The organism is Rhodococcus sp. PvR044 (assembly GCF_040548995.1).
Classification (GTDB): domain Bacteria; phylum Actinomycetota; class Actinomycetes; order Mycobacteriales; family Mycobacteriaceae; genus Rhodococcus_G; species Rhodococcus_G oryzae.
Genome location: NZ_JBEPSX010000016.1, coordinates 55985 through 76536 on the forward strand (window position 1 = coordinate 55985; position 20552 = coordinate 76536).

Here is a 20552-nt window from a genome sequence, read left to right on the forward strand (position 1 = left end):
GCGCAGTCGTAAGGTCGCACGTCTACACACTTCGCGTGTCTGATTTCGAGCCGCGGCCCGAGCTGTCGGGCGACGCGGAGATCGACCGGGCGAAGGGCCTGCGCCGGACCGCGGTGGTCTTCGCTGCCGCGGCGGCACTCGCCGCGGCGGCGTCGATGATCTTGGGGCACGGCAGCTACTACATGTGGATCTCGGGGGCAGTGATCCTGGTCTGCGCCCTTTCGGCGCTTCGCCGCGCCGCCTCCGAACCAGTACCCGCGATCTCGCCCCAGTAGGCCACGCAGCCTCGTTGCCTCCCGCTGGTTCCTTTCTCGCCCCGACCGCACTCGAACGCATGTTCTAGAATGGTGAGGTGGGGTAGGCGGGCAGGAGCTGAAGGATGACCGGTCCGGTGGGGTCGAAAGCCGACACGATCGAGCAGCTGCGTCGGCGCATGGCCCAGATCCCCGCTCGCTCAGCTGGCCCGTCTCGCCCCTCGCTGGCCGCACCCTCGCGCGAACCTGAGGCCGCCGACCAGCAACAGTCACCGCCGCCGCAGCCGTCCACGCGTTCGGCGTCGAGCCTTCGCACCCTCCCCGCGCCCGCCCCGATCGCCGAGCTGCTCCCGCATCACGGTCTGGTCCGCGGATCCACCGTCCACGTCTCCGGTGCCGCCGCGCTCCGCGTCGGACTCATCGCCGCGGTGACCGGCTCCGGGGGATGGGCCGCGCTGATCGCAAGCCCCGATCTCGGGCTGCTCGCTGCCACAGAAATGGGCGGTGACCTGCGGCGATGCGCACTCGTGCCCAATCCGGGCCCAGACCCCATCGAAGTCGCGGCGATCCTCGTCGACGGCCTGGACCTCGTCGTCCTATCCCTCGGCGGCATCGATGTCCCGCCCAGCCGCGCCCGCGCCGTCACCGCCCGCGTACGCCGCAACGGCGCCGTCCTCGTCATCACCGACGGCCGATGGCCGACCGTCGATCAACACCTCGGCGCGCGCGTGGCCGGCTACCGCGGCCTCGAGGTCGGCCACGGCCGCATCACCGGGGTCGACCTCGCCGTCGAGGCCCGCGCCCGCGGCCAGCAGCCACGCCGCGCCACCGTCGCGGTTACCGGCCAGGCCGGCGCCGTCACCTGGACCACCACCGACGCCAGGCCCGCAGCGCTGAAGGTTGCCCAATGACCGAACCCGGCCTCGACGACTGGACCGAGCCGTTCCCTGAAGTGCCGACCCTGCATCGGCTCCAGCCGCCCGCAGCTGTCCTCGTCGAGACCTCCCACGTCCTGCCGGGGCCGTCAGGCTTCACCCGCGCCGACGGCCTGCCGCTGCGGGTACGTGCCGGCGGCATCAAAATCGAGGCCACCATGCCCGCGGCTCTCCATGCGTGGTTGCGCGTGGCCGACGGCCGCTGGCTTGCCCAGGTGTGCGTCCCGGCCCGCACGGCGAACGGCCGCAGCGGCCTCGAGCTGTGGTTGTGGGTCGAGGCGTCGTGCGTGTCACCGCGCAGTGGCGAGAGCTGAGCGGGACCGGCTCACGGATAAGATGACGCCATCCCTGGATGGTCGCCTGGTCCCCCCGGCTGGCGACCGCCAGGGATTCTCTCTATCTGCGGCCCGGCGCGCTACTCGTTGCCCTGACCTGTGTAGATGACATGTCCCGGCCGTCGAGCCGCCGCCAATCCGCTGTCCCCTTGGGTGCGCTGACTGATTCGATTCGGGTGTGCGGCCGAGCGGAAAACTGTTGTGGCCCTAGATCGGAACCCGCGACACCCAGTTGCAACCTTACAAAAGATGATTGTAAAGTTATGGTGTTGGTGGGCGCCCACATATCGTGACCAGACAGACCATCGCCCAGGGGACATGTCATCTATGCAGGTCAAGGCGCACTAGTCGGCGCCATTCTCATCGCACATGAGGGGGAGCAGTTCATGTCAGAACCGACGGGCACGAGATTCCGCCGCGGGGACCCGGCCTCGTCACGCGGTAGCCGCGATGGCCAGCTGGTCGTGCAGCACTTCACCGTCATCGCCGACCCCGCCCGCCCTGGAAGCGATGGCGTACTCGTCGAGTGGCCGTCCATCGCTGGCCGCGGCCGCGCAGTCGTCCACCGCGACTGCCTGAACCCTGGCCACGAGCAGGCGTAGGGGCCCGCACCACGAGATGCGGGCCCCTCGGACCGGCCCGGCTCGAACGGGCTGCCAACCAATCAGGGGCGCACTCGTCCGGAGCCTGCGCGCCTTGGGCGGGACAGCTGCAAAGTCTATCTACCTGCGAAAACGACATGTCCCACATTCCGCCGGCGGCCTGGTGGAGAAGCCACCCGTCAACATATGGCCGCCCAGCCTGGGTGCAACGAGATTCACACACCGAGCGAGGTAGGAGAACCGAACTTGAGTACAGCCATTTCCGAAAACGACACGTCCCCCATTCCTCCAGCGGCGACCGGCGCCGCCCCGAGGGCCAGCGCGCACGACCACACCCACCCGTGTGGGCACACGTCCTCGTGGGGACGCTGCGCACTGCACGACCCCGTCGACAAGCTGGCTTCGCTGTGGGGCGTCGCTGAGGTCGTACCGGCCGCGGCCGGTACCGCCGAGCACCTGCACCCTTTCCAGTACTGCGAAGCCGAGCACGCGGCGGTGGACATCTGGGCCCATCACAGCTCAGGCAAGACCATGCGTACGCGCACAGCTGTCGTCGTCATCCGTCGCGAGCGGCCCGGCGATCGATGGGAGGCCACGCTGTGACCGCCCGCCGGCCCATCCCGTTCCGGATCACCACGGCGCTCGACATGGCTGATCTGCACGGACCCGAGGTTGACGCCGCGCTCGGTGTTCCGGAGCCGACAGTCGACCTGTGGGAAGAGGGAAAGCTCGTGCCCACCGACGACCAGCTCGAGCGCCTGGCCGAGCTGACGGGGTTCGCGGTCGAGTACTTCTTCCGCGAACGGCCGCCGCAGTCCGAGGGAGGCGCGATGTTCCTGTGTCGCCGTGGCCGCGGCGGCGGGTGCGAGGTGATCGACACTCGGACGGTGGCCGAGGTGGTCGAGCTGTACGGGCAAGCGTCGCTGTGGTGACCTCACCCGGAAATCCGCGTGCCAGCATGCGTGAGTGGCGATGCCGGACAAGAAAATCGGCCATCTTACAGGTTTCTCGACCGTCCCACGCGCCCACATTTTCGAATAGCGTCGAAATCAGCGCGCGCACCACTACCCAACGCACAGAAGGGATTTAAGAATGTTCTATGCAGACACTTCGCTCCAAGAGGTGGCAGTGAGCCACTACTCGGGTTGGTCGACCACCGACTGGCTCCTCGCCTACTCCACTCTCGGCGCGGCGGTGCTCGCTGTGGCTGTGGCAGTCGCGTGCTGGGTCAGTGCCGACTATGAGGAAGAGGGGGGCCTATTCGTAGCCGCCGTCGTGGCGGGCATCGTCGCAACTGTGGGTCAGGCATACGCCCTGTGGCAGATCGCGCGCCACATCGAGAGTTTCCTGTGGATCCTCGTCCTGGCCCCCGTCCTCGTCGCGGCTACGGCTCTGGCCGCCCACAGGACTGCGCGCGCGGTCGAGGCCCGGCTGCACGGGTCGCCGTACGGTTCATCGCTCGTCTCGAAGTGGCTGGTGATCGTTCCGGCCGGGATTTCCGGCGTCATCGCGGTCGGCGTGTTCATCGGTGACGGTGTCACTCGCGCCGCCGCGGCGGTGCCGATGGCGGTGGGTGCGTTCCTCACTGTCGTGGCGGTCGGCGTGCTCATGGTCATCACCTCGGGCACGTCGGAAAGGAGGTAGCCGCGCGGCGAAATGGACCGTTGGTGCGCAGAATCTCGGCAAACCTGCTGGTCAGGCACTAGGTTGTTGAGAATCCGCCGTTCGTGATGTCCTAGAACACGTAGCCCACACAGTCCTGGGCTGCGGACAACATGCGCCCCTGCCGACTTCACCCCCTCTGGGTTGGCAGGGGCGCGTTCGTTTCTCAAACCCCTCCTCTGTCAGGGGAAATGGCATTCCTCCCGGCGTCGCATCTCGTCGCCCAAGGCCCCGCGCGGAACACGGGTTCCCTAAAAGTTGCAACAATACAAAAAACTATTGTAAGGTTATGGAGTGTTCGGCGATGCGGACACAGAGGGGCCCTTCCCTTCGCTCAGCCCGAATCACTTTGGCGGGCAACCACACTGCCGAACCGCCACCTCATCCCAAGACGTCCAGGAGGACACATGAACACCTACGTTGTCGAGATCCAGCCCAGCACCGGATACGAGCTCAAGAACGAGACCTTCACCGTCAAGGTGGACGCCCCCGACGGCTTCGACCAGGCCGCCCGCCGCGGCGTCCGCCGTGCGGTCGACCGCGCCGCCGAGTGGAACGCTGAGCACCCCGAGGCGATCACCCCGCGCCTGGCGAACAAGGACGCGTACCGCGTCGTCGGCGTCCGCGCTCCCGCCGACGAGCGTGTCCCCGCCACTGCCGCAGCCGCGCCGGCCGGGGCCACCGCGGCGACCCTCATCGTCGCGTTGCCTCTCGAGGCGGTCCTGGCCCAGCTGAACCCGTAGCCGCAGCGCTGACGGTGAGTAACTGACCAGGGGAGGAGACCTCGATCTGGGGTTTCCTCCCCTTTCGCCATCCCGAACCCCATCTCCCCGGCCTGACCCCCGCCGCGATCGCGAACAGAGCCGTACTGGACCCGTCCGCCGGACCAGGGAATCGCCGGCGTCAGTCGTGCGGGGGACGTGTCATCTCCGCAGGTAAACGCGCATGTGTGGCTGATCCATGCCGGTCCACACCTCAGGAGCCCCGACAGCTGCGCGGTGATGTTAGTTCGATCACCACCGGTCGCAGCCCGCCAGCCCCGGCCCGCGCCGAAAACGGCTGGACCGCAGCGATTTCGGCCGGACTTCACCCACTCGGACGCCGTTGATTGCCTGGGTGGTCGTTGTTACGGTCCGATCGAGTGTCCGGCACTGCGGCCCGCGAAGGTGGCCGTACCAGGGGAGTGCCACAGCAGAGACACACGAGGGGGATTCATCCATGAGTATCAAGCGCGCTGTATCCATCACTGCCGTCGGCGCGGCGGCAACCGGGGCGATCCTCGCCGCAGGGGCCGGGACCGCGAGCGCCGCGACACCGGTCAGTGGCCCGGGATTCACCGGGGTCGTGCTGACCCACGAGGAAACGGCTCTGGCCGCGCAGCTGCGCGCCGGGGCCCTGATCAACCTCGTCTACGGCGACAACTGGAGGGTGGACCTGCCGTCGAACTCGGTGTGGAACACCGGCGGTTGGACTCCGGTGACCGGCCAGCAGTTCCTCGAGGAGGCCGCATCACATCCCCACGGGAACGTCGGGCTCGCGGTGACCGACCCCGCGGTGCATGGCGCGCCGTTCCTCGGCAAGTCCGGTGGTTGGTGATCGGTTCCGCCGCCCGCCAGGGGAGCGTCCAGCAGGCCGTATAGGCCCCTGAAACGCTGACAGCCGATGTCGGCCCGCCAGGGTCGAGCAGACGCTGGAGACGAACGAAGGCCCCACCCCGATGTTCCGGGGCGGGGCCTTCGCTCGTCGTGCGTCAGCTGCTGCGGATTGCTACTGCCGTCGCGGTCCCCGGGCGGCGAACACGGCCACGGTGCCCACCACCGTCATGTCGACATGCTCGAACGCCGCATCCAACGCAGCGTCCAGCCCAGCCAGATCGTCGTCCCGGTTGTGGAAGATCTTCAACGGCCCGTTGTAGAGCGCACAGAGGGCCTTGCCGAGCGGATTGTGATCGGCGCCCTTGCCGAGGATCGTCGACCCGAAGAACACGCCGTCGTCGGAGACGACCTTGGCGATATGCGCGAACGCCACGCCCTTCTCCTGCCACGTTCCGGGCACGCAGTGCATCACGAAGTTCGCGGCGACAGAATCGAATGGCCCGCGGTCAGTGTTGATCGGCGCGAGGATGCTGCCCGTGTGTGTAGCCGGAGTGATCCCGCGGCCGGCGAGGCGGTTCGTGGTCACCTTCATCGTGGCCGGGTTCAGGTCCATCAACGTGATCTCAGGCGACTGCGTCGGGTACGTGGCGTGCTGGAGGTACCAGCCGGTGCCCGGTCCGATGTCGAGGTGCCGGCCGCTGAGGTTGGCGTCGTAGTGCTCGAGAAGTCGTTCCGCCGGGCACCTCCAGGCCAGGGTGTTGCTCAGCCGCAGGACCCCCGTGTCGTACAACGCGAGCGCTGCTCTGTTGTAGAGCGCTGCCCCGTCCTTCTCGGCCTGCGTGACTTCGCTGCCCGACATCCATTCCCCCTAGTCAATAACGCTTCCGGCCCCATTGCCGTAGTGGCCGATGGTAGTTGGCGGCATAGTTCACCCGATGGATCGACCAGCCGAATCGGCCAATCTGTGATCATCATTTCAGTGAGATCGGTTGGCCCGCACACAGAGGCAGATCGACTTGTCCATCGCCACCTGCCGCGCAGAGTCGATGTCACCGGCGATCAACAGCCAGCGCTCGCGCACGTGAAGGGCCGCGATGGCGCCGTCGAGCTCGTCATCGCTCATCGCCTCCGCCGCCTGCTCGACGCCGTCGCCCTGCTTACCGAATGGGTCGTACACGCTGGGGGTGTTCGATCGTCGCGGTGATGAAGCAGATGCGCGTGGAGTCGGTGATGTGGAAGGTCGCGGGGCGATCGGTGTCTTGCCGGCCGATGAAGAAGGCCCAGGTCTTCTCGTAGGTGTCGCCGCGGACGCAGTCCTCGGCTTCTGCCAGGGCGGTATGGAGGTCGCGGCGCATGGCCCGAACCTCGCCCGCGGTCCAGTCCGCATGGTCGATGACCAGGTTGTAGCGGTTCTCGCGGGTGCCGGCGTGCAGCCACACAGTCGTGGTCTCGTCGGTTTCCTCGGCTCGGTCGCGGTATCGCAGCTCCCCGTAGAAGATCCGAACTCGTGGTTCCAGTTGGCCGTCGTACCGCCAGAGGCGTTTGAAGGCGTACAGGTAGCTGCTTGTGGTGGTGATCTCCGGGACGTCGATGATCATGTGCTCGCGCTGGTAGACGTTGTCGATGAACGCACGGCAGAGCGGGCGGATCGTGTACACGGTCCGTCGCCGTTCGTAGTCCACGTGCGAGGATCCCGGCCCTCGCGTGCGCTGGCGGTGACCGTTGGACCCGGGGCCCAGCGGCCCTGCCGCGGTATCAGGGGTGGTGACGGTGCGGACGGTGCGGCGACCCAAACGGCTCGCGTAGGTCGACAGTCCGGTATCCGGATCGACAGCCTCACCGCCATCCGCATGTATATCGACACGACCGGCCGCATAGACGCAGTCGTCCTGGTGAATGACCCCGTCATGGTTGCGAAAGTGCGGTGTCCTTCGCCGGGGAGGAGTGCGGGTGAGAACAGCGACGACCCGCGCGTCGCAGCTCGGTGTCGGGCAGATGAAGTCCGGCCGCACCGACTCGACCCACTCCTGGTCGAGGTTCACCAGGTCCTCGGCGAACAGGGGCTCGTCGTCCGGCTGGAATCTGAGGCGCGCGCTCTCGATCATGTCATCGCAGCGTAGTGGCCATCGCGCACGCGGGCGTCGGACCTGCGGCGATGGCACGTCCCGGTGCCGCGCGGCCGAGCGGAGCGGCGTCGCGTTCCTGGCCAAATCCGGCCCTGCGCAGCACGAAGAGAGACCGGCAACACGCATATCCCGCATATCCCGCGTATGCTGGTAGGGACGCTGAAAGGTGGGTCACAGATGACACGAGGGCCTGAGTCAGATACGGAGCAAGCGTGGCGCGACATCACCGCGGCCGTGCAGCTGCTGCTCGAGGACGTCGCGGACAGCGGTGAGCACTTCGGCCTGCTCGCGCTACCGGAGTCGGCGCCGTCGTTCGTTGCCGACATGCGGTCGCATGGTGCCGAGGGGCTCCGCTCGCCGGTGGCCGTGGATTGGGCGATGCCGAACACCAAGCTTCGGGGGCTCATCCGCGAGCATCTGAACGGGATTGCTGCCGCAACGGAACTCGTTCAACACGCCAGGGTGCTCGACCTGCCCGCCCTACCTCGCTTCTACGAGGAGGCTCGCCTGGCGGCAGCCAAGGCTTGGACGGTCTCGATGCCGTTGGCGAGGGGGTGCGCTGTGGCCGGCCAGGTAGGCGCCACCGATCTCGAGGACGCCGACACGATTGCACCCCCTTCGCAGCTGGCCGAGCCCGATGATGACGGCTGGGGGCCAGTGGTCCCGACTGCGGAAGCCGAGGCCCTGGAGCGAGAGAACCTGCGACTCCAGGTCGAACAACGCCGAGAGCAGTTGGCCAGCTCGTTCACCCGCGCAGAGGCCGCCGCGCTGCTCGGCGTATCCGCCCAGACGGTGTCGGACATGGTCGCCGAGCACCGGCTGGTCGGGCTCAAGGACGGACGTTCGTGGAGGCTGCCGGCCTGGCAGTTCACTCCGGATCTCGCGGAGCCCGTTCTCCCCGAGGTCGGGCGCCTGGCACAGGAGTTTCCCGGCGGTGTCGTGAGCCTGTCCCGGTGGATGAGCCGCCCGAACGACAACTTCGACGGCCGAACACCTGCCCAGGAAATGACCCGCGACAGTGACCGCGTCATCGCAGTCATCCGCTCGCTCACGGCAGCCTGATGGCCCGAGCTCTCGGGGAGCCGGACCGACCCCTGCCCAAGGCGGACCACCTCTGGACCTGGACGCTGCCCGACGGCGCCTCGACGCCCTGGTACCGCATCTACCACCGAGACCAGTTCACAGGCGACGGCATCTCGTTCCGGCAGTTCGGGCCGCTCGCCCGGTTCGACCACCACACGCCGCCGTTCGGCGCCCCGGCCATCGACCCTGACGGTCGCGCGGTGCTGTACCTCGCAGCGGACATCCCGACCGCGGCCTGCGAGGTGTTCGGCGAGGCTGGCGCCGCGCCGCTGTGCTCGAACTGGCGGGTCGCACAGGTGATCCCGCTGCGGGAGATCGTCGTCTATGACCTGGAACAGCCCGGCGCCGCGATGGGCATCGGAGCACTGCCCGCCCTGGCCACCGGCAGCGAGGACCGGGCCCTGACCCAGCAATGGGCCCGCGCGATCTTCGAGGACCAACCGGCCTCGACCAAGGTCGAGGGCATCCGCTACCGGACCGCCTACAACAACGACGTCGCCCTGGCGCTCTGGGATTGCTCCGCAGCGCTCGCGGTGTCGGTAGATCCCACAGGGGCGCTCCGGGATCTGCCGCTGCTCGATCCTCGAGTCCGACGACAGCTGGCGCAGGACTTGGTTCCGCGGCGTATCCCCGTCACCCAGATCGCCGACGACAACTGCGCGGCATGCAGGCGGGCAACGTAAGGCTTGCTCGGGGAGCAATCGCGGCTGGTACTAGGCCACCGTCCCGCCGAATACGCACACCACAAACGCCAGCGCGCCCCGAGGCATGAAGCTGCTCGGGGCGCGCTGGCGTTGTGTCGGTGGTCAGTGAGCGTTCAGTGCGTCCAGGATCATCGGCCTGGCCTTGGCCAGCTCGTCCTGCCAGTAACCCCAGGAATGCGTGCCGGCGGCCGGGAAGCTGAACTGCGCCGGAACGCCGAGGGTCGTGAGGCGGATCTCGAACGCGCGGGTCTGCGCGAGCGAGAGTGCCTCGAGGCTGATCGCGCTGGTGGTGTTGATGAACCCGGCGATTCGTGGATCGTCGTGCTGCCCGGGCAATCCGCTGGCTGCGGAGATGTACAGGGGCATCCCCTTGAGCTGCGGCGCGAACACGAACGGGTCGTTGCGCAGCCAGCCCTTGCCCCACGGCGGCCCCCACATGGCGTCGGCATTGAACCCGCCACCGCTGAGCATCGCGACGCGAATAGCCTCCCGCATGCCCGGGGCCGACAGGTTCAGGTAGCCAGAGAGGGAGCCAGCGGCCTTGAACTGGTCCCGGTGGTGCGCAGCGAGAGAGAGGGCGGCCGAGCCGCCCATCGACAGCCCGACGACCGCGTTGTTCGTGCGGGAGACTCCACGGGTGGCCAGGTAGTCGGGAAGCTCGTTGGTCAGGAACGACTCCCACTTGTACGTCGTCCGTTGCCCGTTGAAGTTGGACGGCGCGATCCAGTCTGTGTAGAAGCTCGACTGACCGCCGACGGGCATCACCAAGGTGACGTTGTCGCCCGCGAACTGCCGGGCAGCATCGGTTTCGAGGGCCCAACCGTTGACGTCGTCCCGGGCCCGCAGCCCGTCGAGCAGGTAGAGCGCGGCGTCACCGCCGCGCGCGGCCCACTGGATCTGTACCTTCACCGGTCCCATCGCCGACGGGATGGAGACTTCCTCGTACCCACCAGCTGGCGCGCGGTGGGCGATCGTGCTCGGCGCGGCCGCGGCCACGGGACCAGCAACCGCGATCACGGCCGCGGCCGCGAGGAATCCGATCAGGGCCCGCCGCCCGACAGCGCGGCGGCCCGAGGTGTGCACCATGCGATTTCGCTCCGATCCCACGTCAGCAGCTCGTCGAGGTCGGTGCGATACCGGCGAAGCGGTCCTCGAGGAACCGCAGCGCGCCGGGGAGACCGATCACCGCGGCCGAGAGATGGTCCGGGCTCGAGACCACCTCGGACTGCACCGGCACACCCGCGTCGCAGTAGCGGCGCATCGTCTTGGTGATCGAATCGACCGGGATCAGCACGTCCGTGCCGGAGTGCCACTCGTACACAGGCGCATTCGGCACCGAGGCGACGTCCTCGACGCTGTTCTCGGCGAGCACCGCCTGCACCGGCGGGCTGTCGAGCAACGCGCGTCCGACCGACGGGTCGGCGACATCGGCGATGGACCGGCCGGCGCCGTAGAGCATGATCTCGTTGGTGCAGGCGTTCGCGATGCGGTCCCGCAGCTCCTGCCCGGCCGCGTTGAGCTGGCTGGTGATCGGCATCCGGTCCGGGTACTCGCGCTCGAGGCCGAGCGCCGCGGCCATCGCGAGCCCGAACGCCGGATGGCGCTGCTCACCGAGGGTCTTGGCCATCTTGTCGATGTTCATCGGCGCACCGCCGTAGGCACTGCCGGCGAGCTTGAGCTCCGGCGCGTACGTCGACGCGATCGCGGCCGCCATTGCGGTGGACATGCCGCCGCCGGAGTAGCCAGCCATCCCGACCGGGCTGTCGGCGAGCCCGAGCGCGGCGTACCGCTTCACGGCCCGGATGCCGTCGAGGACGATCTGTCCACCGACCTTCGCCGCGCCGTACGCGCTGGAGGGCCCGAGATGGTCAGGGACGGCCACCGACCAGCCCTTCTGGATAGCGACATTCAGGCCGGGCGCCTCCCGGATCGCGAGCTTCGGATCGTCGGTATACATCGCCGTCGACGGCGCGCACCCGAGCCCGAGGGCGTTGATGATGTGCTGGTAGGACAGCAGCGGCCGCCCCGGCGCGGCGTTCCGCGGCGAGAACACCGTGGTGACCGCGGAAATGGGCTTGCCCTCGGAGCTCGTCGACCGGAACTTCAGCTGCACGGCGTCGGTGTTGAGGAACCCGAACGGCGGCTGTACGACGCGCGAGGCGAGCACGTCGCCGGGCTGGCGGTCCGCGATGTCGGCCGGCGTGGCATAGAAATTGTCCTGGAGTGAGGCCGGGTAGATGATCGGGCCCGCGCTCGCAGCTGGCGCCGCCGCGAGTACGGCCGCGGCGGCGGTGGCCGACAGGGCGATGGCGGTACCGATCGTCTGAGTCTTGGATCGTGCAGTGGCAGTTCGCATTCTCATCCTTCGTCGGGTGCCCAGCACGGTGCGCCCCAGCAGGGGAGCTGGCACAAGGCGGTTACGTGGTTCGCCCGGCCAAGCGGGTGTGTGCGGTCCGTGTTGGCCAGGGCTGTGGCCGTCGCGGGCAGGTACACCGGTCGGGTGAGGTGGACACTTTGGCTGTTTTTCGCCGCTGAACTCAACTGGGTGCCTAGATAGCTCGGCCGCGACTTGGGAATGCGATTTACCGGCCGACCGGATCCCAGCGAGGACCCCTTGACCCGGATCATTCGTGTGCTTGACCTCGGGTGATGACATGTCCCCTGGCGGTCGACGGCCGGATCTGCGATCGAGCAGGCGTCCGTCTGCAGAACTGGGGGTTGCAACTATACAAAAGAGTTTTGTATAGTTTGGCTGTCGCAACCGAGATGGGAAGCCAATGCAGCCCCACTCAGAACCGTTGGGAGAGTTCATGACTAACCACATCGCCACCCGGTCGATCTCGCGAAACGTCCGGCGCATCGCCTCGGCCGAGTTGGCCGTCAGTGAGACGGTCATCACCATTCGCCGCGTAGGACTGATCCTCGCGGTGCTGGCAATCGGCTACTTCACCGTGGTCGGAATTTTGCAGACGGCCGTGACCCATGGATGGGCAGCCTGAGCCCATCCATTGCCACCGCCGGGCGCAGGAGCCGTCGAGGTTGGTCGGTGCTGTCAGATGACGGAACTAGGCTCTTGGACCAGCAGAAACACCCAGGCGCAGAGAGGTTCAGCACATGAGTGAGATCGAGCTCGGCGACGATGTCATCGGCCGCTGCGGAGGGGGCCTCGGCACCCATGCTGGTGACCCTGCGTCCATCCAGGTTCACGACCCGGCCTCGAGCGCGGATTCGGCGAGCTCGCTGTCGATGATGTTGCCAAGCTACGCAGCTCGGCTGCGCCATCGACATGCCCAGCTGGCCGCGGTCAGGGACGGGACGTCACTGGTGGTCATCGAGCCAACACACCGACAGGGGCGAGCATGAGGAGCGGCGACGCGCCGCGCAGTCTCGCCGCCGCCACCAACACCAACACCGAAAGGCTCGACATGGCCGCCGCCACGACCCCCTTCCACCTCGACCAGGACAACCTCGACGCCGCGGGATTCCTCGCCGGTGTCAGACGCACCCTAGTCGCCGCCGGGCAGCCCGGGACGGCCGCGACTGGCCTGGTCAGTCACATCGACGTGCTTCTCGCAGAGATCGGTGTCGAAGCTGACTCCGTGGTCATTGATGCCCGCGCGGCGGAGATCAACTTCAACCTCAGGCGAGCGCTCGGACTGAGCTGGGGTTCTCACCGCGGATGAGTTGAGGGAGAACGGTGAAACGCTGCGCGGCTCTGACAGCTCCGATAACCAACCGGTCGGCCGCCTTGCCGGCCGCGGCGTGATCCGCGACGGCCTTCCTCCGGTTTTCGACGACCCGAACAACCGAGCGTTCCAGAAAGTCCGCGCGTTCCGCATGGATGCAGCCACACACGCTGCTTTCCGCTCTGTACTAGACCAGATCGAAGGATGAGGAGAGCCACACCGATGAACCAGAGAACGCTGATGCGTGTGATGGATGTGTTGACCGGGGAGGAGTCGCTGGTGCGCCGCCCCGGATCGCGTAGCCGCCGTGAGGCTCTGCTCGTGATGGTTGCAGCTGCGGCGGTGGTCGTGACTGCGCTGGTGATGCTTGTCGGCATCGTGATGCTCGTGACGGAGCCGTGGTCGTCGCCGGAGCCCCCGATTCTGTTGACAGTGGTGATGGTGGAGGTACCCGTCACGACTCTGGCCGTTGCCTACGTGGCGGCCATCGCTTCCCGCCGTGCGCGCGATCCCCGAGACGTTCTGACCGACCGAGAGATTGCGGCCGCGCCCATGGCCGTGGCGGGGCCGTGGCTCGAGGCGCGTGAGGCTGTCCGTGTCGTCCGGGCGGCGCCGGGACATGACAGCGCGCGAGAACGTGAGATCAGCGAGATGCTGTGGAAGATGGCCGAGCACCTGAAGACCGGCGCGCACGTGTACACCCGACTCCCCGTCGCCACCGTGGACCAGGTCAATCAGGTCAACGACGACCTCCTCACGGCCATGCAGGCCCTCGCGGACCAGCTCACGGCCCTCTCGTCGAAGGTCGGTGGCGACCGGCTGGAGCCCATAGAAGGGGTGAACGCATGGGCATGAGGTTTGGGAGCCCAGCAGACGAGCCGTACGAAATCTCGGAGCATCACCGCGCGATGATCGAGGAGTATTTCGAACGCCACGGCACGCCAGAGGATGTCGAGCGGATGAATGCCGAGGAGAGTATGGGCCCTCCCCCTGAAGACATCGACTGACACGAGTTCCGGAGCGGTGCGGCCCTCACTCCCTTGCTGGGCGTGGGGGCCGTTTTTGTCCCCTTGACCTGGGCTGATGGCATGTCCCGTGGTGGGGGGACGTGACGGCCGTTGACTCCTGGAGAGATCGCCTAAGCGGTGCGTTCCCTTACCGATGCGGCGGCTGATGATGCGGCGGCCACAGCGGCCACGAAGGCCGCTGGCCAGACGATGGAAGGACTGTTGGTGCTGGCCGAAGCGGCGATTGACATGTAGAGCCCTACCGCCATAGCGACAGCACCTGCTGCCGCTATGGCGTAGACGGCGATCTTGGCAGTGGAGCTCCAGGTGGACAGCGGACCTGTTACTGCTCGGACGGCGAGTTTCCTTGCCAGGATGGCGATTAGCCCGATGACCAGTCCTTGAACGGTGCCGATCAGGCACATCGTGATGAGAAAGAGCAGAGTTGCCGGACCGTCGTCGAGCGAGTCGAGTCCGAAGCTCGCCATAGTGATAGTTATGCCGAAGGCGACCGAGACAGGCAGCCACACCACCCACTGCCGCCACGACGCCATTGTTGGATCTTGCACCAGACTCGACCAATCGCCTGTTTCTCCCTGGTCAAGCCGCGGCGCCCCTCAGGGGATCCACGGTGCACTCGAACGCACAGCGGGTGGCGGAGGCCGAGGCTCATCACCCCGGTGAGATCACTGCGACACCCGACCCGAGATGACCGCCGCCGATTCGTTGGCGACCACGCCGTCCCCAAGGCACATCGACGCCCGGCATCCCGACCAGAAACCCGCGCACCGTTGAGCTGTCGGCGCCATGCGGGAAGATAGTGGTTCGAGCCCACCGCGAGGAGGCAATAGGTCGTGTGCGGACGCTACGCGAGCACCAGCAGCCGGCGGGACCTGCTCTCGACGTTTGAGGCCACCGAGGCGGTCGGGGAGGAGTTGCCGCCTTCGTACAACGTCGCCCCGACGCAGCAGGTGAACGTGGTGCTCGAGCGGGCACCACGTGACGAGCCGGACGCCGACCCGGTCCGGCAGGTCAACAGCACCGTCAAGTGGGGGCTGGTGCCGTCGTGGGCGAAGGATCCGAAGATCGGATCCCGGATGATCAACGCCCGCTCGGAAACAATCACGGCGAAGCCAGCGTTCAAGGCCGCCGCCGCCCGCCGCCGGTGCATCATCCCGGCAGACGGCTACTACGAGTGGCTCAAGGGCGAGGACGGCAAGAAGATCCCGTACTTCCTGCACGCCGACGGGGTGATCGCTATGGCCGGCCTCTATGAGCTGTGGCCGAACCCCGAACTGCCCGAGGACGATCCCGGCCGCTGGCTGTGGACATGTACCGTGCTCACTCGCCCGGCCACCGACGCCGCCGGCCAGATCCACGACCGCTCCCCGGTGATCCTCCCCGACACGTTCGTCGGCCCGTGGCTCGATCCGACCCTGACCGACCGCGACGACGTCGACGCGCTGCTCAACTCGATCCCCGAACCCCACCTCGAACCGTACGAGGTCAGCACCGCAGTCAACTCGCCGCGCAACAACAATCCGGAGCTGCTGCGGCCGGTGCAGTAGTTGGCCAGTAGGCGTGGGTTCACACCCCAACGCGGACCGACCGCGCACAGCCAAGGTGTCGGTCACCTCATTGTCGTTGCGGCTGAAGAGGTGGCAGCAACCACCGCGAGTGCTGGCGGGCTCGACATCTATGACTTTTGGAGCAAGATGTAGCCATGAGTGACGAATGGCAGAGAGACGAGATGGTGCAGGAAGTCGATGCTCTCCAGACAGCTGGATGGATAGTCCAGCGCATGGGAAGGCCATTCGACGGAACTGTCCACTCGATACTGCCGGATGGCTTTGATGCGTATGCCCGGATATTTCATCCGGCCGTTATTTGGGACGGATCAAATGCCGTGCCTGTCTCATGGTCTCGCGTTGCAGAATCGACTGGATCAACCGTCCACCCAGCGATGAACTGGGAGTCGATCTACCGACTGGAGTCGACACTGCGGGTTGACGACGCGCCTTCGTTGGGATGCCTCCCTCGTCAGGTTCGCAGAGACCTGACGTCCATCCTTAGTCGCTTCACAGCGGATCGAGAGGACTGCTTCTTTGCCTTCTGGGAAGGTAACTTCGACGAAGGCGAGTTCGCCGCTGGGGGGAAGTTTGTTTTGAATAGTGGGCGTTCTTACTACCTTTTCGAGGGGCCAGTAACACGATCTGACCATCTGTTCGAGGGAGAGTCGCCGAACATGTGGTGGCCGCGAGATGCAGAGTGGATTGTCTCAACAGATATCGATTTGATGAGCACTTTTGTTGGGGGGTCGGAGTCATGTATCGCCCAGATCGTTGAATCGAAAGACATCGAGGCGCTCCGCGTAGAAATCAGTCAGTCGATTACATCATCGAGCGACCTCATCAACCGGAGGCGTTGATTCTGGCTGATACGAAAAGGGTGGATGCGCACCAGGTTTCCTGGCTCGCATCCACCCTTTCGGTGTGGGCTAGCAGTTGTTGATGGGGACCTTCTTGGTGGTGTGTCGCTGGGACATCTGTCCGCCGTCAGCGTTGGTGATCACGAATTTCGCGGTAACGACGTAGTCGCCGTTCACGCACGGCATGTTGGTGGGGAACTCGAGAGTGTGGACGTTGGCGGTGACGCCGTCACCCTTGCTGTCGTAGTTCTCCTCGATGGTTTGGGCACTGCCGCATCCGATTGGTGCATTGCACTCTGGGTTGAAGGTCATCTTCACCCACGTCTCAATCTTCTTCTTAGGGTCTGTGCAGGTGGTCTTGGCCACGCTGTTCACGGTGTCCGGCACGTGAGTTGATTTGTGAGGCCAACCCAGGTTGAGGGTGCAGTCGAACAGCGGCTTGGCGATAGGGTCGATCGTTCCGTAATCCAGTCCTCCACCCTGAAACTGCTGTGACACCTGGGTCGGTGTGACGACGGGAGCGGCGACTGGGTAGCCGTAGAGGCCCGCTTCGTAGCCGTTGTCGGCCCACAGGTCTCGGATAACGCCCTGGACTTCCCAGGCGCCGGTGATGGAGTGCCAGTAGATCGACGAGTTCCACGAGAAGTTGTTGAACCGGCCGTTGCTCGGTGTCCACTGCTCGTCGGATGAGGGGTAGCCGAGGGGGCCAGCTTCTGCGTTCGTGGCATTCCAGCGGGCCCGGATTGCGCCGCCGATCGTGGCGGTGCCGGTGAGAGGATGCCAGTAGATGGCTGCGCCCTGGAACTCCTGACGGCTGCCGACATTGTCGGGGTTGCGGACCTCATCGGCGGTCGGGTATCCCATCCATCCCGATTCCCACCCATGCCCTGACCACTTGGACATGTAGAGGAGGGTGACGGGGTGCGCGCCGGTGGATGGAGACCAGTAGATCGACCCGTTCACGAACTCGGATCGGGCGCCGGTTCCTCCTGGGTTCTGGTACTCCGGGGATGTCGGGTAGTTGAGCCAGCTTCCGGGGCCGCCCATTGCGTTGTACTTGTCGCGGATGAGACCGCACACCGCGTGCGGCGACGGGAAGTAGAACTGGCAGCCAGAGGTGACCACCAGCGACATGCGCTCGGACAGTTCTGCATCCTCCGCGGTGAATCCCTCAGGGAGTGCTTGAGTCTGCAAGCGAGCAGATGCACCCGCAGGCAGTTCCGGGATCTTGTCGGCGGGAACCGTCAATGCATGCTGCTGTGCGCGAACCAGATCCTGTCCACGTAGCTTTCCTTGCTTCGAGGGCTCACGAACGGGACGATCTGCCACCTTCTCAGAAGCCGAGGGTGGCGGTTCGACTGCCGGACTAATGCGGTCGGAGGGGCGCGCGGCAGCCGGTGCCGCCGACGTAGCCTCGGACGATTTGCTCCGCTGCGGGGCCGGCGGGGTGACCTGTGTGGCCGACTGCGTTGGGGCCGGTGTCGTGACCTGTGTGGCCGACTGCGTCGGGGCCGGTGTCGTGACCTGAGTGGACAACTGCGGCTGTTCCCGCGTGCCAGTACTCTCGGGCGGCCCCTGAGGCTTGCTGGTTGTCGGAGCCGCTGACGGCGATGTGGTCGCCTGTGTACTGGTGGCGTCAGGTGCAGCGAGGGCCGTGCCGCCTCCACTGACTGTGAGAGCTATCGACATAGCCAATACCCCGATGGCTATTCCTGTCGTCCTGCGGCTTCCGCGTGGCCTTTTGAATCCACGTGCCGAGAGTTTGTGCATGGACCCCTGCTTCCTTGTGCCGTGTGTTTTACGAGGAGCAGACCCGAGCTTGACCGAAATGGGACGTTTCACTTGAACTGGACACGCTTCCAAGAGTCTCGTTCTGGTGACGATTTGTTCTGGTAGGTAAGCGGATTGGGTGCCGCCAACGTGGTGAAGGCCAAGGATGCGGAGCCCCGCCTGCCGGCATCCAGGATCGCGATTCGTCACGAGAGGGTGGACGTCCCGCGCAGAATCGGGGTCTGCCAACCGCTGGGTCACCGCTTCCGCCGAAGCTGGCCACTATCGGCCAGCCACCGGTAGGTCAGGGGTGGGCATTCGAGATGAAGTGGGATGGCCCGCGCGCGATCGCCACCGTGCGCGGCGGTCGCTGCCGCTTGTTCAGCCGCAACGGCAACGAGGTGACCCCAACTCCTTCCCGGAGCTGGTTTCAGCGCTCCTGGACACGCTCAGGGGCCGAGATGTCACCCTCAACGGCGAAACTGTCGCGCTCGGCGAGCAGGGGCGGCCGTCGTTCCGCTGGCGCCCTGGCCGCCAGCGGACTTGTCGGGCACGGCGGTCGGCCGCTGCGACCCGCCGCGACGCGCTCAGCTCACGGGTGCGGCGCGCCGAACAAGGCCGTCCGTCTCGTCCTCGGACTGTTGTTGCTGATGACCTGCACCTGCTGGCGAGCGAGCTGTTATCGGGCTGGAGCGGTGTGCTGTTGGAGCGACGTCGCTCGTGTCGCGGCGGAGTGGTCTCCGCGAAATTCCGGCAGCGGCCCTCCGGGCGCTATGCGCGGAGGGCCGCTGCCGTTCAAGGCGTTGCGGATCTGTATGGCAGCGCCGAAGGCGCGTCTACTCGACCCGTTTCGGGGGCTGGCCGAAGGGGCGGAGCCAACGGTTGCCGTCCTCATCGTCAAATGCGATGTCGGCGTGTACTTCACCGGTGCCTTCGGCGAAGTAGACCACCTCGGCGCGCTGTTCTGCCGTGACAACCCTGGGAAACGAGTCGGCCATGCTCGCTTGGACCTGCCCGAGAAGGGCGGCCCCCTGCGGCGAGGAGAGTAGGTGGCTCGCCATCGGCCTTCCGTACGAGCTCAGCGACGCCAATCCGCCAGTCGGCATCCCTGCGTAGCCTTGGGCCTGATTCGCGATCGCCCCCAAGCCGCCTTGAAGTGCTTGTCCAAGCATGGACTCGAAGACGTGGGGGATCGACAGTCGCCCCTTCGCGGGTCCGCATTCGTCGGCAGTGCGGTTTCCGTGATCATCGACGACGAAGACGTCGACCTCGAGCTCGGTGATTGGTCCACGAGTGCCGTTGTTGACCTTGACGGTCCACAGGTTGTCACCGAGGGGGCTTTTCTCGACCGAGGCCGTGATAGCTCGGACTCGGCCTGCGTTGCTGTCCGATGGAGTCGTGCCCATCGTGATCTGTGTGAGGTGGGTGATGTTGTCTCGGCCGGCGTTGACGCTGGTCTGGGTCGCGGCGAGAGTGGGACTTGGCGCGGCGGATGGTTCTCCGGTTACCGCCGCGCCTGAGAAGGGTGGGGCGGCTCCGGAGCGGATCGGACGTTGACTCCGCTGATCGTCAGATCACCACCAACTGCGACGTCCTCGGCGGTTACGCCGCTGCTGCCCTCGACATCGATATCGGTGACCGAAAGGTTCCCGCCCGCGGTCACACGAGTCAGCCGGACGCCGATCGCCGCCGCGGTTTCCGGTGCATTCTCCTCGACCTGGCGCAACACCTCTTGTGCCAGCGCTTGGAGCTCCTCGTCTCCGTCTGCGCCTGCCTTGCCCAGCTGCTTGGCCAGCAGTTCCCTCCGCAGCTCTTCGTCCGGCTCGGATTCGATCCCTTCGATCTCCTTGGTTACGCCCTCGTAGCGGTGAAGAAGAAACCGCTTCAACGTTGCGTACGCATCGACCACCATCTGCTTGGCGGTCTCGCGTGCCCCCTCGCACGCACCTAGAGCTACCGCGGTAGCGACCAGTGTGAGCGGCTCCATCCTCTACCTCCAACGTCGACACCGGCCGCCTCGTCCGGGCGGCCGCAGGTGCAATCTAGCTGTGCTGGCTCGCGTGGTGGTGCCATCCGGCGTTCACCGCGCCCTCGTCATCGGGAAGTGGCCTCACCAGCACCACGGGAGGGCCCTTGGTGCACGTTCCTCGGCCCGCCGATCCGGCGGCCCTCACGCCCTTTCGGGTGGTGACTCGCTCAAGTCTTGACCTGTGCTGATGGGGTGGCGGTCTGGTGTGTGGGTTGTTCGGATTCCGGCGATCGTGCGAATTACGAGGCCGAAGTAAACACGGGTGCATGTGTTGGGTGGGCTCGGCCCCTTCCGGGCAGGGTGGGGCCGAGCCTGGTGGGAGGCTATCGCGGTTTG

27 protein-coding genes are annotated in these 20552 nt (G+C 66.3%); 17 read left to right on the top strand and 10 right to left on the bottom strand.

Annotated features, from left to right (window positions below; translation table 11 throughout):
- Positions 1 to 35: 35 nt before the first annotated feature.
- From ABIC28_RS25640 to ABIC28_RS25650, 3 genes are all read left to right on the top strand, one after another.
- Entirely contained in the window at positions 36 to 275 is a 240-nt protein-coding gene (locus tag ABIC28_RS25640) for a hypothetical protein (protein ID WP_354581519.1), read from the top strand.
- Positions 276 to 379: 104 nt separating this feature from the next.
- Positions 380 to 1165 carry a DnaE2-dependent mutagenesis accessory factor ImuA' gene (gene imuA', locus ABIC28_RS25645; protein ID WP_354581521.1) on the top strand — a complete coding sequence of 262 codons (786 nt, stop codon included), beginning with the start codon at positions 380 to 382 and terminating at the stop codon, positions 1163 to 1165.
- The gene (locus ABIC28_RS25650) at positions 1162 to 1503 is read left to right on the top strand and encodes a hypothetical protein (RefSeq protein ID WP_354581523.1); all 342 of its coding nucleotides are present in this window, start codon (positions 1162 to 1164) and stop codon (positions 1501 to 1503) included. Before imuA' ends, ABIC28_RS25650 begins: the two co-directional genes overlap by 4 nt.
- A 455-nt stretch (positions 1504 to 1958) precedes the next feature.
- On the opposite strand, the gene ABIC28_RS25655 is transcribed toward ABIC28_RS25650, so the two are convergent.
- A complete protein-coding gene (locus tag ABIC28_RS25655; RefSeq protein WP_354581525.1) occupies positions 1959 to 2114 on the bottom strand; it encodes a hypothetical protein in 156 nt (51 codons plus the stop codon).
- A gap of 258 nt (positions 2115 to 2372) precedes the next feature.
- Between ABIC28_RS25655 and ABIC28_RS25660 the strand changes: the two genes are divergently transcribed.
- The 5 genes from ABIC28_RS25660 (at position 2373) to ABIC28_RS25680 (ending at position 5384) form a co-directional block, all read left to right on the top strand.
- The gene (locus ABIC28_RS25660; protein WP_354581527.1) at positions 2373 to 2729 is read left to right on the top strand and encodes a hypothetical protein; all 357 of its coding nucleotides are present in this window, start codon (positions 2373 to 2375) and stop codon (positions 2727 to 2729) included.
- Positions 2726 to 3058 carry a helix-turn-helix domain-containing protein gene (locus tag ABIC28_RS25665; RefSeq protein ID WP_354581529.1) on the top strand — a complete coding sequence of 111 codons (333 nt, stop codon included), beginning with the start codon at positions 2726 to 2728 and terminating at the stop codon, positions 3056 to 3058. Before ABIC28_RS25660 ends, ABIC28_RS25665 begins: the two co-directional genes overlap by 4 nt.
- Before the next feature lie 160 nt (positions 3059 to 3218).
- Positions 3219 to 3770, top strand: coding sequence for a hypothetical protein (locus ABIC28_RS25670; RefSeq protein WP_354581531.1), 552 nt, complete (start codon positions 3219 to 3221; stop codon positions 3768 to 3770).
- Positions 3771 to 4195: 425 nt separating this feature from the next.
- Positions 4196 to 4531, top strand: a complete 336-nt coding sequence (locus tag ABIC28_RS25675) for a hypothetical protein (RefSeq protein ID WP_354581533.1) — start codon at positions 4196 to 4198, stop codon at positions 4529 to 4531.
- Positions 4532 to 5006: 475 nt separating this feature from the next.
- A complete protein-coding gene (locus ABIC28_RS25680; RefSeq protein WP_354581535.1) occupies positions 5007 to 5384 on the top strand; it encodes a hypothetical protein in 378 nt (125 codons plus the stop codon).
- A gap of 171 nt (positions 5385 to 5555) precedes the next feature.
- Here the strand turns inward: ABIC28_RS25680 and ABIC28_RS25685 are convergent, their stop codons facing one another.
- From ABIC28_RS25685 to ABIC28_RS25695, 3 genes are all read right to left on the bottom strand, one after another.
- The gene (locus ABIC28_RS25685; RefSeq protein WP_354581537.1) at positions 5556 to 6242 is read right to left on the bottom strand and encodes a class I SAM-dependent methyltransferase; all 687 of its coding nucleotides are present in this window, start codon (positions 6240 to 6242) and stop codon (positions 5556 to 5558) included.
- A gap of 117 nt (positions 6243 to 6359) precedes the next feature.
- Positions 6360 to 6560, bottom strand: a complete 201-nt coding sequence (locus tag ABIC28_RS25690) for a hypothetical protein (RefSeq protein ID WP_354581539.1) — start codon at positions 6558 to 6560, stop codon at positions 6360 to 6362.
- Positions 6541 to 7488 carry a hypothetical protein gene (locus ABIC28_RS25695; protein WP_354581541.1) on the bottom strand — a complete coding sequence of 316 codons (948 nt, stop codon included), beginning with the start codon at positions 7486 to 7488 and terminating at the stop codon, positions 6541 to 6543. Before ABIC28_RS25695 ends, ABIC28_RS25690 begins: the two co-directional genes overlap by 20 nt.
- A gap of 198 nt (positions 7489 to 7686) precedes the next feature.
- Here ABIC28_RS25695 and ABIC28_RS25700 point away from each other — a divergent pair, with 198 nt between their 5' ends.
- Positions 7687 to 8571 carry a helix-turn-helix domain-containing protein gene (locus tag ABIC28_RS25700; RefSeq protein WP_354581543.1) on the top strand — a complete coding sequence of 295 codons (885 nt, stop codon included), beginning with the start codon at positions 7687 to 7689 and terminating at the stop codon, positions 8569 to 8571.
- Complete coding sequence (locus ABIC28_RS25705; RefSeq protein WP_354581545.1) at positions 8571 to 9275, top strand: RES family NAD+ phosphorylase; 705 nt, start codon at positions 8571 to 8573, stop codon at positions 9273 to 9275. The genes ABIC28_RS25700 and ABIC28_RS25705 overlap by 1 nt, the downstream gene beginning before the upstream one ends.
- A gap of 123 nt (positions 9276 to 9398) precedes the next feature.
- Here the strand turns inward: ABIC28_RS25705 and ABIC28_RS25710 are convergent, their stop codons facing one another.
- Together ABIC28_RS25710 and ABIC28_RS25715 are read right to left on the bottom strand one after the other, a co-directional pair.
- Entirely contained in the window at positions 9399 to 10382 is a 984-nt protein-coding gene (locus ABIC28_RS25710) for an alpha/beta hydrolase (protein ID WP_354581547.1), read from the bottom strand.
- 22 nt (positions 10383 to 10404) lie between these two features.
- Positions 10405 to 11652 (bottom strand): lipase family protein, encoded by a 1248-nt coding sequence (locus tag ABIC28_RS25715; protein WP_354581549.1) that lies wholly within the window; start codon positions 11650 to 11652, stop codon positions 10405 to 10407.
- 454 nt (positions 11653 to 12106) lie between these two features.
- On the opposite strand from ABIC28_RS25715, the gene ABIC28_RS25720 reads away from it, so the two are divergent.
- The 5 genes from ABIC28_RS25720 to ABIC28_RS25740 all read left to right on the top strand — a co-directional run bounded on the left by ABIC28_RS25720 (position 12107) and on the right by ABIC28_RS25740 (position 13837).
- The gene (locus tag ABIC28_RS25720; RefSeq protein ID WP_354581551.1) at positions 12107 to 12295 is read left to right on the top strand and encodes a hypothetical protein; all 189 of its coding nucleotides are present in this window, start codon (positions 12107 to 12109) and stop codon (positions 12293 to 12295) included.
- 115 nt (positions 12296 to 12410) lie between these two features.
- The gene (locus ABIC28_RS25725) at positions 12411 to 12659 is read left to right on the top strand and encodes a hypothetical protein (protein ID WP_354581553.1); all 249 of its coding nucleotides are present in this window, start codon (positions 12411 to 12413) and stop codon (positions 12657 to 12659) included.
- Entirely contained in the window at positions 12656 to 12979 is a 324-nt protein-coding gene (locus ABIC28_RS25730) for a hypothetical protein (RefSeq protein ID WP_354581555.1), read from the top strand. Before ABIC28_RS25725 ends, ABIC28_RS25730 begins: the two co-directional genes overlap by 4 nt.
- A 1-nt stretch (position 12980) precedes the next feature.
- Positions 12981 to 13190, top strand: coding sequence for a hypothetical protein (locus ABIC28_RS25735; RefSeq protein ID WP_354581557.1), 210 nt, complete (start codon positions 12981 to 12983; stop codon positions 13188 to 13190).
- A 41-nt stretch (positions 13191 to 13231) separates the two neighbouring features.
- Positions 13232 to 13837 carry a hypothetical protein gene (locus ABIC28_RS25740; RefSeq protein ID WP_354581559.1) on the top strand — a complete coding sequence of 202 codons (606 nt, stop codon included), beginning with the start codon at positions 13232 to 13234 and terminating at the stop codon, positions 13835 to 13837.
- Positions 13838 to 14120: 283 nt separating this feature from the next.
- On the opposite strand, the gene ABIC28_RS25745 is transcribed toward ABIC28_RS25740, so the two are convergent.
- Positions 14121 to 14543 (bottom strand): hypothetical protein, encoded by a 423-nt coding sequence (locus ABIC28_RS25745; RefSeq protein ID WP_354581561.1) that lies wholly within the window; start codon positions 14541 to 14543, stop codon positions 14121 to 14123.
- A gap of 300 nt (positions 14544 to 14843) precedes the next feature.
- Here ABIC28_RS25745 and ABIC28_RS25750 point away from each other — a divergent pair, with 300 nt between their 5' ends.
- On the top strand, positions 14844 to 15557 hold the full coding sequence (locus tag ABIC28_RS25750; RefSeq protein WP_354581563.1) for an SOS response-associated peptidase: 714 nt from the start codon (positions 14844 to 14846) through the stop codon (positions 15555 to 15557).
- A gap of 155 nt (positions 15558 to 15712) precedes the next feature.
- The gene (locus ABIC28_RS25755) at positions 15713 to 16417 is read left to right on the top strand and encodes a hypothetical protein (RefSeq protein ID WP_354581565.1); all 705 of its coding nucleotides are present in this window, start codon (positions 15713 to 15715) and stop codon (positions 16415 to 16417) included.
- 69 nt (positions 16418 to 16486) lie between these two features.
- Here ABIC28_RS25755 and ABIC28_RS25760 read toward each other — a convergent pair whose 3' ends face one another.
- From ABIC28_RS25760 to ABIC28_RS25770, 3 genes are all read right to left on the bottom strand, one after another.
- A complete protein-coding gene (locus ABIC28_RS25760) occupies positions 16487 to 17665 on the bottom strand; it encodes an LGFP repeat-containing protein (RefSeq protein ID WP_354581567.1) in 1179 nt (392 codons plus the stop codon).
- Positions 17666 to 19023: 1358 nt separating this feature from the next.
- A complete protein-coding gene (locus ABIC28_RS25765; RefSeq protein WP_354581569.1) occupies positions 19024 to 19593 on the bottom strand; it encodes a hypothetical protein in 570 nt (189 codons plus the stop codon).
- Between the two features lie 98 nt (positions 19594 to 19691).
- Positions 19692 to 20174 (bottom strand): Het-E N-terminal domain-containing protein, encoded by a 483-nt coding sequence (locus tag ABIC28_RS25770; protein ID WP_354581571.1) that lies wholly within the window; start codon positions 20172 to 20174, stop codon positions 19692 to 19694.
- Between the last annotated feature and the right edge of the window lie 378 nt (positions 20175 to 20552).